We start from the raw sequence: 15304 nt of genomic DNA, 5'->3' as shown, positions 1-15304 counted from the left end.
GAACTCCGGCCACGCGTTGACGCGAGCCCTACCTCGTGCCAACGTTCAGAAAGAGAACGGCCGTTCGGCTGGCGAACAACTCCGAGGCCCACGCTCCCGGGAGGACCACCGTGACGCTGCTCGACGACAGGAACTGGCTGGGCAAGGTCCACAGTGGCGGGTGGGTGACCTCGGCCGGCGGCACGTCGACCGTCCGCTCGCCGGCGACCGGGGAGGAGATCGGTCAGGTCGGCGTGGCCAACCCCGACGACGTGGCGCGCGCCTGCGCCCGCGCCGCCGAAGCGCAGCGCGGGTGGGCCGCCACCTGCTACACCGAGCGGGCCGCGATCCTGCGCCGGGCCGGGCACCTGTTCGCGCGGCACGCCGCCGAGATCGGCGACTGGATCGTGCGGGAGTCCGGGTCCGTCCCGCCCAAGGCCGAGCTGGAGACCGACACCGCCGCGCAGGAGTGCTACGAGGCGGCGGCGCTGGCCTCCCACCCGCTCGGCGAGATCATCCCCAGCGCGCAGCCACGGCTCAGCCTGGCCCGCCGCCTGCCCGTCGGCGTCGTCGGCGTGATCGCGCCGTTCAACGTCCCGCTGATCCTCGGCATCCGTTCCGTCGCACCGGCCCTGGCGCTGGGCAACGCCGTGGTGCTCAAGCCCGACACCCGCACCGCTGTCTGCGGCGGGGTCACCATCGCCCGGGTCTTCGAGGAGGCCGGGCTGCCCGAGGGGGTGCTGCACGTCCTGCCCGGTGGGGCCGAGACCGGCGAGGCGCTGGTGGCCGACCCGAACGTCCGGCTGATCAGCTTCACCGGCTCCACGGCGGCGGGGCGTCAGGTCGGCGCGGCCGCCGCCCGGCACCTCAAGCGGGCACACCTGGAACTCGGCGGCAACTCCGCCCTGATCGTGCTCGACGACGCCGACCTGGACCTCGCGGTGTCCGCCGGCGCGTGGGGGTCCTTCCTGCACCAGGGCCAGATCTGCATGACCACCGGACGCCACCTGGTGCACGAGAGCCTGGCCGGGCGGTACGCCGAGCGGCTCGCCGACAAGGCGGACCACCTGCCGGTCGGGGACCCGGCCAAGGAGCAGGTGGCGCTCGGGCCGGTCATCGACGCGCACCAGCGGGACAAGATCCACGCGCTGGTCACCGCGAGCGTCGACGCGGGCGCCAAACTCGCGGCCGGTGGCACGTACCAGGATCTGTTCTACCGACCCACGGTCCTGGTCGACGTGACGCCGGCCAGCCCGGCGTACGCCGAGGAGGTCTTCGGCCCGGTCGCGCCGGTGGTCACCTTCGCCGACCAGGACGAGGCGGTGGCCCTGGCCCGGCAGACCGAGTACGGCCTGTCGCTGGGCATCCTGAGCCGCGACGTGATGCGGGCGATGGCGCTGGCCGACCAGATCCCCAGCGGGATCGTGCACATCAACGACCAGACGGTGAGCGACGAGGCGGTGGCGCCGTTCGGCGGCGTGGGCGCGTCCGGCACCGGCTCCCGGTTCGGCGGACCGGCGGCGAACGTCGAGGCGTTCACCGAGACCCAGTGGCTCACCATGCGGGGCGCCGTCGCGCGGTACCCGTTCTGAGAGGAGGCCGTCGCAGATGCGTACCCAGGTCGGCATCGTCGGCGCCGGGCCGGCGGGGCTCCTGCTGTCACACCTGCTGCACCAGCGCGGCATCGAGTCCGTGGTGCTGGAGAGCCGCAGCCGCGCCTACGTCGAGCGCCGGCTGCGGGCGGGCGTCCTCGAACAGGGCTCGGTGGACCTCCTGCGGCGCAGCGGCGTCGGCGAGCGGCTGCACCGGGAGGGGATGCGGCACGAGGGCATCGAGCTGCGTTTCGCCGGGGAGTCGTACCGGGTGCCGATGACCGAGCTGACCGGGCGGGCGATCACCGTCTACGGGCAGCAGGAGGTGGTCAAGGACCTCATCGCCGCCCGCCTGGCGGCCGGCGGCACGATCCTCTTCGAGACCGAGGCGGTCCGCCTGAGCGGCCTCGACTCCGATTCGCCGACGATCCACCATCGACGCGACGGGCGCGTGGAGGAGCTGCGCTGTGACTTCGTGGCGGGCTGCGACGGCTTCCACGGGGTGAGCCGCGGCGCGGTGCCCGAGGGGGTGCTGACCACCTACGAGCGGACCTACCCGTTCGCCTGGCTCGGTGTCCTCGCCGCCGCCGCTCCGGCGGTGGAGGAGTTGATCTATGCCAACCACGAGCGCGGCTTCGCCCTCTACAGCATGCGCTCGCCCGAGATCTCGCGACTGTATCTCCAGGTCGCCCCGGACGAGGACCTGGACGCGTGGCCGGACGAGCGGATCTGGGCGGAGCTGCGCACCCGGCTGGAGACGGTGCCGGGCTGGTCGCTCAACGAGGGTCCGATCCTGGAGAAATCCGTCACCCCGATGCGCAGCCTGGTGGTGGAGCCGATGCGGTGGGAGCGGCTGTTCCTGGCCGGGGACTCCGTGCACATCGTCCCGCCGACCGGCGCGAAGGGCATGAACCTGGCCCTCGCCGACGTCGCGCTGCTCGGGGACGCCTTCGCCGCGTGGTACCAGCACCACAGCCCCGACCTGCTGGACAGCTACTCGGCGACCGCGTTGCGCCGGGTCTGGCGGGCGCAGCACTTCTCCTGGTGGATGACCTCGATGCTGCACCGGCTGGAGCACGACGACCCGTACGAGCGGAATCTCCAGATCGCGACGCTGCGGTACGTCGCCACGTCCCGCGCCTACGCCACCAGCCTGGCCGAGAACTACGTGGGCCTACCCGAGGTCTGAGCGCGCCGTTGTTCTACTTTTTCCTGACGGGCGTCGAGAATTCTTGACTTTCGATGTCTGGGTGCTCGACCATGGCCAGCACAGCGGCGTGCCCCCGCACAGCGGTAGTCCACCCGCAGATCCGAGGCATCCGCCGGCTTTCGACGCACCCACCACCTCCGCGAAGGAAAGGGCCTCGTCAATGAAGAAGGTCATGGCTCTCGGGCTGGTCGCCGTCACCGCGATCGCCCTGTCCGGATGCACCGACTCCGACGCGTCCAGCCCGTCCGACCAGCCCTCGGGCGAGCTGCGCAAGGTCCGGGTCGCGGCGCTGCCCATCACCGAGACCGCCGCGCTGTGGGGCGGCATGAAGGCCGGCATCTTCGCCGAACGCGGGCTCCAGGTCGAGGTGCTGCCCGCCCAGGGCGGCGCGCAGGCCATTCCCGCCCTGCTGAACGGCGACATCGACTTCGCCATCGGTCAGCCCTTCGGCGCGTTCCGGGCCGACCTGCGCAATCTCGGCGTGGTCATCATCGGCAACTACGCCTCCTCGTACGCCGACGGCGACGACATCAACGCCGTGGTCGCCTCGAAGAAGTCGGGCATCACCCGACCGGCCGACCTCGCCGGCAAGCGGGTCGCCGTCAACAGCCTGGGCGCCGCCGGTGATGTGACGATCATGGCGGCGGTGGAGAAGGACGGCGGCAACCCGTCCACCATCAAGTTCGTCGAGGTCGCCTTCCCGGACGCGCCGGCCCAGCTCGAAGCGGGCAACATCGACGCGGCCTGGGTGCCGGAGCCCTTCGTCACGCAGCTCAAGAGCCGTGGCGACACCTTCGTCGTCGCGCCCTACCAGGCGGTCGTGCCCGGACTGACCACCCTCACCACGATCACCACCAAGGAGCGCACCGACAAGGACGCGAAGCTGGTCGAGGACTTCTCGGCGGCGATGAAGAAGACGCTGGGCTGGGCCAACGACCCGGCCAACGAGGCGGCCGTCCGGCAGGCCATCAAGGACAACCTGCAACTGCCCCCGCCGGTGGCGGACTCGGTGCGGCTCCCGGCCTTCGGCTGGGAGGTCGACAGGCAGAGCCTGCTGACGCTCGCCGAACTCGCCGGGAAATACAAGGTGCTGGACCAGCAGCCCAACCTCGGCCGCCTGATCCAGCAGCAGTAGCGGCCATGCCCGTCCTCTCCACCCGACGCCGGCGGGCGCTGCGCAGAGCCACGCTGGGCGCCGCCGGCCTGGCCGGTTTCCTCGTCGTGTGGCAGCTGGTCCCGGCGCTGGGGCTGGTCGACCCGCGATATCTGCCGTATGTGACGGACGTGCTGGCGCGACTGGCCGAACAGCTCGTCGACCTGGCGTTCTGGCGGCGTCTGGGCAGCACCATGACGTCCTGGGCGATCGGCCTGACCGTGGCGACGACCGCCGCCGTCGTCCTCGGCACGATCGTCGGCCTGGTGCCGTTCCTCCGGCGCGCGACGCACACGACGGTGGAGTTCCTCCGGCCGATCCCCTCGGTCGCCCTCATCCCGCTCGCCGTCCTGATGTTCGGCATCCAGCCGCGGGCCGCCCTCGTCATCATCGTCTACGCGTCGTTCTGGCAGGTGTTCGTGCAGGTCATCTACGGGGTCGCCGACGTCGACACGGTCGCCCGCGACACCGCTCGCAGCTTCGGCCTCCCCCGCCACCGACAACTGTCGCACCTGGTTCTTCCGACCGCGCTGCCGTACCTGATGACCGGTCTGCGGCTGGCGGCGGCGGTCGCGCTCATCCTCGCCATCACCGCGGAGATGGTGATCGGCAACCTCGGCCTCGGCCGCATGATCGAGCTGTCCCGGTCCGCCGGGGACGCCACCGGTCTCTACGCCCTCGTCGTGGTCACCGGCCTGCTCGGGTTGCTGGTGAACCTCGTCTTCCGGTTCATCGAGCGCCGGGTGCTGTCCTGGCACCAGTCGGTACGGGGAGAGGAGGCGTGGTGAGCGCGTACCCCGGTCGGTTGGCCGTCGTGCCGCGCGGCCGGCGGGCCGGAGCCCGGGTCGCCGCCGGCGTGCTGCACGCGCTCGGCCTGCCGGTGCTGCTCCTGGTGGTCTGGGGTCTATTGGCGACCAGGACGACGAGCCTGTTCTTTCCGGCTCCGTCGACGATCGCGAAGGCCTTCGTGGACACCTGGGTGGGCCCCGCGTTCGTGGCGGACGTGCTGCCGAGCCTGGCCCGTCTCGGCCTCGGCATCGTCGCGTCGGTGGTGCTCGGCGTCGCCGCCGGCACCGTCATCGGCCTGGTCCACTCGTTGCGTGACCTGCTCGAGCCGGTGCTGGAGTTTCTCCGGGCGATCCCGCCGCCGGTGCTCATCCCGGTGGCCATGCTGCTGCTCGGCATCACCGACACGATGAAGGTGGTGGTGGTCGTATCGGGCGCGGTCTGGCCGATCCTGCTGAACACGATCGAGGGGGTCCGGGCGACCGACAGCGTCCTGACGGAGACCGCGGCGTCGTTCCGCATCTCCCGATGGGAGCGGCTCTGGTTCCTGGTGCTCCCCGCCGCCAGCCCGCGCATCATGGCCGGGGTCCGTCAGGCGCTCTCCGTCGCGCTCATCCTGATGGTCATCTCCGAGATGTTCGCCTCGTCCTCCGGGCTCGGCTACCGGATCGCCTACTTCCAGCGCAACTACCTCATCGCCGAGATGTGGAGCGGCATCCTGCTGCTCGGTCTCGTCGGCGTCGGCCTCGCCGTCGCCTTCGGTCTCGTCGAGCGGCGCGTCCTGCGGTGGTACCACGGAATCAGGGAGGTCAACCGTGCCTGAGCGGAGCACGCTGCTGCGGGTGGAGCACCTGCGCAAGGTCTACGAGTCGTCGACCGGGGACGTCGAGGCGATCGGGGACGTCAGCTTCACGATGGACGCCGGTCAACTCGTCTGCGTCGTCGGACCGTCCGGCTGCGGAAAGACCACGCTGCTGAAGTGCCTCGCCGGCCTGCTGCGGCCCACCGACGGCGTGGTCGAGATGAGCGGCGCACCGGTGACCGGGCCGAGTCCCGCGATGGCGGTGGTCTTCCAGGAGTACGGTCGCAGCCTCTTCCCGTGGCTGACCGTACGCGGGAACGTCGACCTTCCGCTGCGGCACCGCAAGCTGTCCCGCGCCGAACGGGCCAAGCGGGTCGCCGACGCCCTCGACGCGGTGGGCCTGACCCACGTCGCGCGCAGCCACCCGTGGCAGCTCTCCGGGGGGATGCAGCAGCGGGTCGCCATCGCGCGGGCCGTCGCCTACCAGCCCGAGGTGCTGATCATGGACGAGCCGTTCGCCGCTGTGGACGCCCAGACCCGGGCGGACCTGGAAGACCTGGTCCGCGAGCTGCACGTCAGCCGGGGCATCTCGATCATCTTCGTCACCCACGACATCGACGAGTCGGTGTATCTCGGCGAGCGCGTTCTCGTATTGTCCCGTTCGCCCACCTGGGTCCAGGAGGACCTCACGATCGACCTGCCGGCCGAGCGCGACCAGATCACGACCCGCGCCCTGCCCCGCTTCACGCAGCTACGGACGCACGTCTACGACCAGATCCAACGGGCCAAGCGCGGGTCGGTCCTGTCCCCGCCGTGCGCGCCGTGACCGGCGGCCGGGCGACGGCAGTGCCGAGAGGAAGGGCCGTGGGCAGACGCCAGCCGAAACACCTGCTGCTCGCCTTCTTCGGTGAGCACGTCGTCGACGGCGACTCGGGGCCGATCCGGGCGAGCGCCCTGATCAGCGTCCTGGAGGGCGCGGACGTGGCCGCACCGACCACCCGCGCGACCCTGGACCGTCTCGTGCGCAGCGGCATCCTCGGCCGCGCCCGCAGCGGCCGGGAGACCCTGTTCTCGCTGACCGGGCACGGGGCGGCGGTGCTCCGCGAGGCGACCGACCGGGTTCGTGGACCACGACCGTTCGACCCGCAGGGCAGCGGGTGGACGCTCGTCACCTTCTCGATCCCCGAGGGGCAGCGGACGCTGCGGCACCGGCTCCGGTCGACCCTCACCTGGGAGGGTTTCGCGCCGCTGCGGGACGGGCTCTGGCTGGCCCCCGGGGAGGTCGACCTGGCCGGGTCGTTGGAGCCGCTGCGCCAGGCCCTCGCGCCCCACCCGGTGGTCGCCTTCCACGCCCGCGAACTCGCCGGATTCCCGATCGGCGAGAGCGTGCGCGCCGCGTGGGACATCGAGGCGATCCGCCGCGAGCACCTCGCGTTCATCAACCTCTGGGGGGACGCGGCCGCGACGGCGCTGGCGCCCAGCGCCCTGAGCGTGCGCACCATGCTCGTGGCGGACTGGCTCGCCCTGCTGCGGGCCGACCCGAGGCTGCCGCCCGAGTTCATGGACGCCCAGTGGCCGGCCACCCGGTCGGCGGAGACCTACCGCCGGATGCACGAGAAACTGGCCGAGGCGTCCAGCGCCGAGTTCGCCGACCTCGTCGCGGCTAACCGCCGAACCGGGCCCGCAGGTCGGTCTTTCGCACCTTCCCCGACGCGGTCCTCGGCAGGTCGTCCACGATGACGACGTTCTTGGGCAGTTTGTAGCGCGCGACCCTGCCGTCGAGAAACGCCCGCACGCTGTCGGTGTCGACCGAGGCCCCCTCCCGGACGGTCACTACCGCCCACGGCACCTCCCCCCAGCGCTCGTCCGGCACGCCGATGACCGCCGCCGAGGTCACCCCGTCGATGGCCTCGATCAGGCGTTCGAGTTCGGGCGGGTAGATGTTCTCGCCACCCGAAATGATCATGTCCTTGAGCCGACCGGAGATGTAGAGGTAGCCGTCGGCGTCCAGGTGACCCAGGTCGCCCGAGCGGAACCACCCGTCGGCGGTGAACGCCCCGGCGGTCGCCTCCGGAAGCCCGTGGTAGCCGGCGAAGACGTTCGGCCCGGCCACCTCGATCTCGCCGACCTCACCGCGAGGCGCCGGCGCGCCGCTCGCGTCGGTGATCCGCACGTCGGTGAAGAAGTGCGGCAGACCGACGCTGCCCTGCTTGACCCGGGTCATCGACGGCGGCAGCGCGGTCGCGCCCGGTCCGGCCTCGGTCATGCCGTACCCCTGCGCGAACGACAGCCCGCGCGCCTCGTACGCGTCGAGGATGCGGGTCGGCACGGCCGAGCCCCCGCAGGTGAGTTTCGCGAGCGTCGACAGGTCGGTGCGGGCCCAGTTCGGGTGGTCGGCCATCAGCTGGTAGGTGGTCGGCACGCCGCTGAGCATGGTGACCCCGTGCCGCTCGATCTGGGCGAGCGCGCGACCCGGCTCGAAGCCCTTCTCGAGCACCATGGTGGCGCCCTTGAGCAGGACGGGGAGAGCACCCATGCCGAGCGAGGCGACGTGGAACAGGGGCGAGATCATGAGCGCGACGTCGGTCGAGACGACGTCGTAGTCGACGACGCAGTTGAGCGCGACCCAGGTGAGGTTTCCGTGGGTCAGTACGGCGCCCTTGGCCCGCCCGGTCGTGCCGGAGGTGTAGACGATCGCCGCCGGGTCCTGGTGGCTGGTGTCGACGGGGCCGGTGAACGCCGGTGCGGTGCGGCTCAGCGGGGCGAGTCCCGGTCGCTCGGCGGTGCCCTCCCCGGTCACGATGACGTGCCGGGTGCCGGCGACCGGCGCGGCGGACGCCACCGGCGCGCCGAGGTCCGGGTCGTGGATCAGCACCCGGGCGTCGCAGTCCGCGAGGACGTGGGCGATCTCGGGCGGGGCGAGCCGGGTGTTGACAGGCACGAAGACGGCGCCGAGCTGCGCCGCGCCGAACAGCACGGCGAGGAAGTCCGGGCTGTTCGCGCCGAGGTGGGCGACCGCGTCACCCCTGCCGACACCCCGCTCGCGCAGCACTGCCGAGACCCGGTCCGCGGCGTCGGCGAACTGCCCGTACGTCATCGTCGATTGCTCGTCGTGGACAAGGGCGACCTTGTCCGGGGACCTGAGTCGGCGCTTGGCCACCCAGGCGCCGATCCCGTGCTGGCGCATCAGCAGTCTCCCGGTGGTGGAGGTGGGTGTGCTCGTCCGGCTCGGCGGACGCCGGCGCTCAGGCGTAGAAGCGGTACAACCCCCGGGCCACGACCGCCGGTTTGGCGGCGCCCTCGACCTCGATCGTCTGGTCGACGGTGAGCTGGTAGCCGCCCGGGATCTCGGCGACCTCGGCGATGGTGGCCCGCATCCGCACCCGCGACCCGACAGTGACCGGCGCGGGGAAACGCACCCTGTCGAGCCCGTAGTTCACCTTCGTCGACACCCCCTTGACCTCGAGCAGTTCGGTCCAGAGCGGGATGGCCAGCGCGAGGGTGAGGAAGCCGTGCGCGATCGGCGCGCCGAACGGGCCGGTTCTCGCCCGCTCCGGGTCGACGTGGATCCACTGGTGGTCGTCGGTCGCGTCGGCGAACAGGTTCACCTGGTCCTGGGTGACCGTCCGGTAGTCGCCGGGACCGAGGTCGGTGCCTTCGAGTTCGGTGAGTTGGTCGTAGGTGATGGTCCTGGTCATGACGCTTCCTCTCGTCGTCACCGGGCAAGACGCAGCAGGCGGAGGGCGTTGTCCTTCAGGATGCCCGGGAGCACGTCCGGCTTGAGGTCGGTGGCCGTCACCTCGCGCAGCCAGCGGTCGGGGGTGAGCAGGGGGTAGTCGGTGCCGAAGAGCACCCGTCGTCTCAGCAGCGAGTTGGCGTGCCGCACCAGCTCGGCCGGGAAGTACTTCGGACTCCAGCCGGACAGGTCGATCCAGGTGTTGTGCTTGTGCGTGGCGACCGACAACGCCTCGTCCTGCCAGGGCACCGACGGATGGGCCATGATGATCTGCAGGTCGGGAAAGTCGGCGGCGATCGGGTCGAGCAGCATCGGGTTGGAGAGCCCGAGCCGCAGTCCGTAGCCGCCGGGCAGGCCCGCGCCGATGCCGGTCTGCCCGGTGTGGAACAGCGCCGGCACGCCCGAGCGCTCCAGCAGACCCCACAGCGGCGCGTACTCCTCGTGACCGGGGTCGAACCCCTGCACCGTGGGGTGGAACTTGAAGCCGCGTACGCCCTCCTCCTCGATGAGACGGGCCGCGAGGTCGAGGGCGGCCGCACCGGTGCGCGGGTCGACCGATCCGAACGGGATGAGCACGTCGGCGTGCTCGGCGGCGGCGCGGGCGATGTCGACGCTGGACAGCGGCGGGTGCCGTAGCTGCGTCCGCGCGTCGACGGTGAAGACGACGGCGGCCATCCGCCGCTCCCGGTAGTAGCGCGCCACCGCGTCGACGGCGGGCCGTGGCCCGTCCGTCCGGAAGTACCGGCTCACGGCCGCCACCAGCGGTTCGGGCAGCGAGGCATGACCGTGGTCGTCGACCTCGATGTGCACGTGCATGTCGATTGCGGTGACGGCGTCCGGGTCGATCGCGGGCTGGTACATCAGGCGGCAACCTTGTCGTCGTCGGGTCGCTCAGGAGGTCGCGGGCCGGAACTCCCCGGGCAGGTCCGGGAAGCGTTCCCCGACGCTCTGCGCGGCGGCGGCGAACGTCGACGGCCACTCCTGACACAGCGCGTCGTAGGTCCAGCCGCCCTCGCGGTGCGCGGTCAGCGCGGCCTCCGGGTGGGTCCAGATCTGCAGGCGGTCACCCCCCACCCCGATCACCTGCCCGGTCACCGCGGCGGCGGCGTCCGAGCTGAGGAAGGCGACCAGCCCGGCCGCGTCGTCCGCGGTGCCGAATCCGAGCTGCTGCCGGAAGAACTGGGGCATCGGCTCACCGTTCGCCTCGGCCCGCACCGCCGCGGCGAAGTAGGGGACGGTCGCGGTCATCGCGGTGGCGGCGACCGGCACGACGGCGTTGGCGGTGATGCCGGCGCGCGCGAGTTCGAGTGCCCAGGTGCGGACCATCCCGACGATGCCCGCCTTGGCGGCGGCGTAGTTGGTCTGGCCGAAGTTGCCCCGCTGACCGGTGGGTGAGCCGATGCAGATGATCCGGCCACCCTCGCCGGCCTGCCGCATGTGCCGGACCGCCTCGCGCGCTGTGGTGAACGTGCCGCGCAGGTGCACGGTGACCACGGTGTCGAAGTCGTCGTCGCTCATCTTCCACAGCACCGTGTCGCGCAGGACGCCGGCGTTGGTGACCAGGACGTCCAGCCGCCCGAAGCGGTCCACCGCCGCGTTGACCAGTTCCGTGGCGGTCTCGGTCGGGCCGACCGGCGCGACCACCGGCACGGCCCGGCCGCCCACCGCCTCGACGGCGGCCACGGCGTCGGCCGCGGCCTCGGCGTCGACGTCGTTCACGACGACCGACGCACCCCTTCGGGCCAGCTCCTGCGCGTAGGACAGACCGAGACCGCGCCCGGATCCGGTGACGATGGCGACCTTGCCGGCAAGTGACATGCGCAGTGCCTTCCGTCGATGCCGCTCGAACCGGAAACATAATGCAGAATCTGATCAAAGGTCAACGTCTTTGCAATGCATCCACCGTGGACGCGAGCGAGCGCCGACCCGGGAACCGGGTCGGGTGCGGGGTGACGCCAACCGACCTCAGGACCCGTCGGCGGTCCGGACGATCTCCTCGAAGCGGCGTTGCGCGGGCGCGGCGAGGGCCGCCGAGGTACGCAGGAACATCGACCGCGCCTCGGCACGGGGGAAGGACGCCCGCAGGAAGTCGGGCGGCAGATCCGGGTCCTCGCCGACCAGGGCACGCCAGTCGTTGACCAGCTCGGTGCGCTGCACGAGCGCCTGCCTCGGCGACACCTCGCCGGCGGCGGCAAGCCGGGCCAGATCGTCGTACCGCTTCAGGAACGCCCGGTATCCCTCGGCCAGCTCGTCGATCCGCCAGGCGGTCTCCAACCGCGCCCGACCGGCCGGCAGCAGGGCCAGGTCCGTGGTACGCAGCACCACCGCGTCGTTGATGCCGAGTTCGCTCAACTGCTCGCGGACCTCGTCGAACCGGTCGTGCGGGGTGACCCAGGTGGCGTCGTACAACGGCCAGAACGTCAGCCAGCGCAGCCGGGCCCGCAGCAGCCGACGCTGGTTGGTGTCGTCCAGCGGCAACGTGAACGCGATGAACGTCCAGCAGCCGTCCCAGGCGTTCTCGTCAGTGGTGGCGAAGATGCGCCGGGCGCCGCGGCGCAGGATCTGCGACGCCGACCCGGTCAGCCGGTAGCTGGTCCGCCGCCCCTCCTTCGTCCGTTCCAGCACCCCGCGCTGGGTCAAACGGCTGAGCGTCGCGCGGGCGTTGGCCGGCGCGATGTCGAACTCGGCCAGCGCCGCGACCAGCCCGCCGGACGGCAACGGGGCGTGCCCGGCGTGCCAGTAGTCGCCGAGCAGCGTCACCAGCAGCCGCTGGGCGCGGGCCCGGCCGACGGCCGACGACCGCTCCGCCGACGCGTCGTCGGTCACCACCGGCGGGACCCGTCGCCGGTGGCGGAATCGCGCGGGCCACCGGTCGACGCGGACGCGGGCGCAACGATGACCATGCGGACAAGCTACTGCGTCCGGTGGCCCGGCGGTAACGGCACCCGCGCCGGTGGTGGCCCACCCGGACCGCCCAGCGCCCGGGAGAGCACCCGACCCGCGGCCTGCACCAGCGGCGCCAGGGCCAGCCGGTCCGCCCGGTCGTACGCGACCACCAGCGAGATCGCCGCCACCACGCCCCCCGGCCCACGGATCGGCGCGGCCACCGACAGGGCGTCCATGGTGACCTGGCGGTCGCTGACCGCGTACCCGGCCCTGCGCACCTCGGCGAGGCACGCGCGCAACCGCCTCGGGTCGGTGATGGTCAGGTCGGTGTACCGCTCCAGCGGAGCGGCCAACACCTGCTCCTGTACCGCGACGGGCGCGCACGCGAGCAGGACCAGCCCGACACCGGTGGCGTGCAGCGCGAAGCGACCACCCACCCGGGTCAGCACCGGTACGGCGTGCCGCCCCGCGATCCGTTCGATGAACACGAGTTCCAGGCCCTGCCGGACGGCGAGCTGGACGTTCTCGTGGGTCACCTCGTACAGGTCCTCCATGACCGGCAGCGCCAGTTCCCGCAGCGCCAGCCCGCGTGGCGCGAGCGAGCCCACCTCCCACAGCCGCAGGCCGATCCGGTAACGCCCGTCGTCGCCACGCTCCAGCGCCCCCCACTCGACCAGCTCCGCGACCCGCCTGTGCACTGTGGACAGCGGCAGCCCGGCGCGCCGGGCCAGCTCGCTGAGGCTCAGCGCGGGGTTCGCCGGGGTGAAGACCGCGAGCAGCGCCAGCACCTTGCTCGTCACCGACCGTCCGGGCTGCCCGCGCACCCCGCCATCATCCCCGGGTACGCCGTCCGGTCACAGCTCCAGCACGAGTCGGGGCGTACGGGCCCGGGAGACGCAGATCAGCATCACGTCCCCGGCCGCCCGCTCCTGCTCGGTGAGCAGACTGTCGCGGTGCTCCGGCACACCGGCGAGCACCGGTGTCTCGCAGGTGCCGCAGGTGCCCTCCCGGCAGGACGAGAGGACCGGCACGCCGGCCTCCTCCACCGCACGCAGGATCGGAGTGCCCGGGGGCACCAGCACCGTACGCCCGGAGAGCGCCAGCTCCACCTCGATCTCCCGCTGGTCCGCGTCGGCCCCGCCCGCCGGGGTGAACCGCTCGACGTGCAGCGAGCCGGGCGGCCAACCCCGACAGTGCTCCTCCACCGCCCGGATCAGCGGTTCCGGGCCGCAGCAGTAGACCAGCCCACCGCCCGGTCGGCCCAGCAACCCGGCCAGGTCGAGAAGCCCCGTCTCGTCCTGCGGGCACAGGCTCACCCGCTCGCCGTACCTCTGGCGCAGGTCGTCGGCGAAGGCCATCGTGGCGCGGGTGCGGCCCCCGTACACCAGTCGCCAGTCCGCCCCGGCGGCGTCGGCGGCGGCGACCATCGGCCGGATCGGGGTGATGCCGATGCCGCCGGCGACGAAGAGGTAGCGGTCCGCCGCGACCAGCGGGAAGGTGTTGCGGAGTCCACCCGCCCGGACGGTGGCGCCGACGGTGAGCCGGTCGTGCGCCAGCCGGGAACCGCCGCGCCCGGCCGGCTCGCGCTGCACGGCGATGCGCAGTGTGGACCGGTCCGCCGGCTCGCCGCAGAGTGAATACTGACGCCGCAGCCCGGGGCCCAGCTCCAGGTCGAGGTGCGCGCCCGGGGTCCACCCGGGCAGGTCACCGCCGTCCGGGCGGCGCAGGTCGATCGCGACGACCTCCGCCGCCACCCGCGCCCGACCCGCCACCACCAGTTCCACGCCGGCCAGCTCGTCGGCGGTCACGCCGGCACCGTGGCCCGCGCCCGCGGGCCGGGCGCCGCCGCCGGCCCGGCCCGGTGGCCACGCGGGTGGGCCAGCAGCCACTCCCACAGCTCGACCGGATCGTCAGCGCTGCGTTCGGCGCCGCAGTGGCAGGTCCCGCGCAGCGTGTCGGTGCCCGGCAACCAGCGGATCCGGTAGACCCTGGACCTCACCGCGCCGCCCCCACCGCCCCCGACCCGACCATCCGGGCCAGCAGCCGCCGGGCGGCCAGGCCGCCGGTGTCGATGTTGATGCTCAGCTCCTGGTACGCGTCCGGCTCGGCGGCGATCACCTGCTCCAGGATGTTCAGCGCCGTCACGTCCTGCATGACCACCGTGTGGTTGCTCTGCCGCAGGTAGTCGCTCACCGACTCGTCGTCGATCGCGAAGTCGCGGGCCACCGCCCAGAAGTTGTAGGTGGTGTGCGCGGTCGACGGGGTGATGGCGTACACGATCTCGGCGTGGAAGGCCGCGTCGTCCGGGCCCTCGGCCGGCGGATAGACGCCCTGTGGCGCGATCCGACTGTGCAACAGGTACAGGCAGGGCGGGTGGTACTCGATGTCCTGCCAGCGGGTGATCCGACCCTGGATGCCCGTGGAACGCGCGTAGAACGGCGGGCACTCGGCGTCGTCCATGTGCCGGCTGACGTAGACGACGCCCCGGTCCTCGTCCACCTCGGTGGTGATCGGGGTGTTCGCCACCTCTGGCGTACCGATGTAACCGCCGTGCAGGTAGGTCTCGTGGGACAGGTCCATCAGGTTGTCCACCAGCAGGCCGTACCGCGCGTTCAACGGCTCCATGCCGTGCACCACGGCGTACCGCTGGTCGTCCAGCCACGGCGCGCGGGGGACCGTCGCCGGATCGGCAACCGTCGGGTCGCCGATCCACACCCAGACGAAGGAGTCCCGCTCCACCACCGGGTAGGAGGCGACCCGCGCGGTGCGCGGGATGCGCTGCTGACCGGGTACGAAGACACACGCGCCGGTCGGGTCGTAGGTGAAGCCGTGGTAGCCGCAGACGATCGTGTCACCGTCGAGCCGGCTCTCCGACAGTGGAAAGCGCCGGTGCACACACCGGTCGGCGAGCGCCACCGCCTCCCCGGCCCCGGTGCGGTACAGCACCAGCGGCTCACCGAGCAGGGTACGGGCGAGCAGGGTCCGTCCGACCTCGCTGCCGTAGGCCGCCACATACCACTGGTCACGCGCGAAGACCATCCGACCGAACCTCCTCCTGCACGAAGCCGCCGGGTGCGGATCGTCGCGCGCGACGCGCACGCACCGCACCCGGCCCTTCCACTCAGTGGAAGCGCGATGCCGGTCGATAGACCCTGATTCT

At 72.1% G+C, this 15304-nt stretch carries 16 protein-coding genes; 7 read left to right on the top strand and 9 right to left on the bottom strand.

The window, feature by feature from the left end; genetic code table 11:
* Nucleotides 1-110 precede the first annotated feature (110 nt).
* The 7 genes from O7634_RS18815 to O7634_RS18785 all read left to right on the top strand — a co-directional run bounded on the left by O7634_RS18815 (nucleotide 111) and on the right by O7634_RS18785 (nucleotide 7262).
* Complete coding sequence (locus O7634_RS18815; protein WP_278151420.1) at nucleotides 111-1571, top strand: benzaldehyde dehydrogenase; 1461 nt, start codon at nucleotides 111-113, stop codon at nucleotides 1569-1571.
* Nucleotides 1572-1587: 16 nt separating this feature from the next.
* A complete protein-coding gene (locus O7634_RS18810; RefSeq protein WP_278151419.1) occupies nucleotides 1588-2760 on the top strand; it encodes a 4-hydroxybenzoate 3-monooxygenase in 1173 nt (390 codons plus the stop codon).
* A 181-nt stretch (nucleotides 2761-2941) separates the two neighbouring features.
* The gene (locus tag O7634_RS18805; protein ID WP_278151418.1) at nucleotides 2942-3916 is read left to right on the top strand and encodes an ABC transporter substrate-binding protein; all 975 of its coding nucleotides are present in this window, start codon (nucleotides 2942-2944) and stop codon (nucleotides 3914-3916) included.
* A 5-nt stretch (nucleotides 3917-3921) separates the two neighbouring features.
* Nucleotides 3922-4722: an ABC transporter permease gene (locus tag O7634_RS18800; RefSeq protein ID WP_278151417.1), complete on the top strand. Its 801-nt coding sequence runs from the start codon at nucleotides 3922-3924 to the stop codon at nucleotides 4720-4722.
* A complete protein-coding gene (locus tag O7634_RS18795; protein WP_278151416.1) occupies nucleotides 4719-5543 on the top strand; it encodes an ABC transporter permease in 825 nt (274 codons plus the stop codon). The genes O7634_RS18800 and O7634_RS18795 overlap by 4 nt, the downstream gene beginning before the upstream one ends.
* The gene (locus tag O7634_RS18790) at nucleotides 5536-6348 is read left to right on the top strand and encodes an ABC transporter ATP-binding protein (protein ID WP_278151415.1); all 813 of its coding nucleotides are present in this window, start codon (nucleotides 5536-5538) and stop codon (nucleotides 6346-6348) included. Before O7634_RS18795 ends, O7634_RS18790 begins: the two co-directional genes overlap by 8 nt.
* Before the next feature lie 38 nt (nucleotides 6349-6386).
* Nucleotides 6387-7262 carry a PaaX family transcriptional regulator C-terminal domain-containing protein gene (locus O7634_RS18785; protein WP_278151414.1) on the top strand — a complete coding sequence of 292 codons (876 nt, stop codon included), beginning with the start codon at nucleotides 6387-6389 and terminating at the stop codon, nucleotides 7260-7262.
* Here O7634_RS18785 and O7634_RS18780 read toward each other — a convergent pair.
* The 9 genes from O7634_RS18780 to O7634_RS18740 all read right to left on the bottom strand — a co-directional run bounded on the left by O7634_RS18780 (nucleotide 7186) and on the right by O7634_RS18740 (nucleotide 15183).
* Complete coding sequence (locus tag O7634_RS18780) at nucleotides 7186-8709, bottom strand: long-chain fatty acid--CoA ligase (protein WP_278151413.1); 1524 nt, start codon at nucleotides 8707-8709, stop codon at nucleotides 7186-7188. The genes O7634_RS18785 and O7634_RS18780 overlap by 77 nt on opposite strands.
* 58 nt (nucleotides 8710-8767) lie before the next feature.
* Nucleotides 8768-9220, bottom strand: coding sequence for a MaoC family dehydratase (locus O7634_RS18775; protein ID WP_278151412.1), 453 nt, complete (start codon nucleotides 9218-9220; stop codon nucleotides 8768-8770).
* Nucleotides 9221-9237: 17 nt separating this feature from the next.
* Nucleotides 9238-10119 carry an amidohydrolase family protein gene (locus O7634_RS18770; RefSeq protein ID WP_278151411.1) on the bottom strand — a complete coding sequence of 294 codons (882 nt, stop codon included), beginning with the start codon at nucleotides 10117-10119 and terminating at the stop codon, nucleotides 9238-9240.
* A gap of 30 nt (nucleotides 10120-10149) precedes the next feature.
* Complete coding sequence (locus tag O7634_RS18765) at nucleotides 10150-11076, bottom strand: SDR family NAD(P)-dependent oxidoreductase (RefSeq protein ID WP_278151410.1); 927 nt, start codon at nucleotides 11074-11076, stop codon at nucleotides 10150-10152.
* Nucleotides 11077-11223: 147 nt separating this feature from the next.
* Nucleotides 11224-12087, bottom strand: coding sequence for a PaaX family transcriptional regulator C-terminal domain-containing protein (locus tag O7634_RS18760; protein ID WP_278151409.1), 864 nt, complete (start codon nucleotides 12085-12087; stop codon nucleotides 11224-11226).
* Nucleotides 12088-12170: 83 nt separating this feature from the next.
* Nucleotides 12171-12944, bottom strand: coding sequence for an IclR family transcriptional regulator (locus O7634_RS18755; RefSeq protein WP_278151408.1), 774 nt, complete (start codon nucleotides 12942-12944; stop codon nucleotides 12171-12173).
* A 54-nt stretch (nucleotides 12945-12998) separates the two neighbouring features.
* Complete coding sequence (locus O7634_RS18750) at nucleotides 12999-13952, bottom strand: PDR/VanB family oxidoreductase (RefSeq protein WP_347404267.1); 954 nt, start codon at nucleotides 13950-13952, stop codon at nucleotides 12999-13001.
* A complete protein-coding gene (locus tag O7634_RS18745) occupies nucleotides 13949-14143 on the bottom strand; it encodes a hypothetical protein (RefSeq protein ID WP_278151407.1) in 195 nt (64 codons plus the stop codon). Before O7634_RS18745 ends, O7634_RS18750 begins: the two co-directional genes overlap by 4 nt.
* A complete protein-coding gene (locus O7634_RS18740; protein ID WP_278151406.1) occupies nucleotides 14140-15183 on the bottom strand; it encodes an aromatic ring-hydroxylating dioxygenase subunit alpha in 1044 nt (347 codons plus the stop codon). The genes O7634_RS18745 and O7634_RS18740 overlap by 4 nt, the downstream gene beginning before the upstream one ends.
* Nucleotides 15184-15304 lie beyond the last annotated feature (121 nt).

The sequence above is a fragment of the Micromonospora sp. WMMD1120 genome, from assembly GCF_029626235.1.
Lineage (GTDB): Bacteria > Actinomycetota > Actinomycetes > Mycobacteriales > Micromonosporaceae > Micromonospora.
This window is presented reverse-complemented; position numbering and strand designations above follow the sequence as displayed.